The organism is Bacillus sp. SIMBA_154 (genome assembly GCF_046536015.1).
GTDB lineage: Bacteria > Bacillota > Bacilli > Bacillales > Bacillaceae > Bacillus > Bacillus pumilus_P.
The window spans coordinates 1-376 of sequence record NZ_JAWJBV010000092.1 but is presented as its reverse complement, the minus strand read 5'-3'; the positions used below and the strand labels follow the sequence as shown (position 1 = coordinate 376).

General features: G+C 54.8%; 1 protein-coding gene. It reads right to left on the bottom strand.

Features of this window, described 5'->3' with window-relative positions:
* On the bottom strand, positions 1-282 hold a 282-nt coding region (locus R0K30_RS21245), incomplete at its 3' end, for a hypothetical protein (RefSeq protein ID WP_410612754.1).
* Between the last annotated feature and the right edge of the window lie 94 nt (positions 283-376).

The window sequence follows — 376 nt, the reverse complement described above, 5'->3', positions numbered from 1 at the left end:
CTTCACATCCTTCATTTTTGCGGCGTCTTCGAAGATGGAGCCGATATGCTCCATCGCATAGAGTCTGTCGCGCTCCGCCATGGGATATAGCTGTTTGTGGGCATGTGCAAGCCCATCCAATTGTAGGCGAATGTGCGCCAGCGCCTCGTCATGTTTCGCATAGCGAGCAACGAAGGCGAGCGCAGCAGAGATCACGAGCGACTGTGCCTCAAGCGTCGCCTCGACGCGCTTCTGGAAATCCTGTGGCGTGTCTTTGTAAGCCATGCTGAAAGTGCGAGCCATAAATCCTCCCGAAGGTTGATGGAAAAGCGACGATAGTGATTTGGTAACGGGGATGCAAGGGCTGCGCTGCGGCTCCGCATCTAAACTAGAGAAG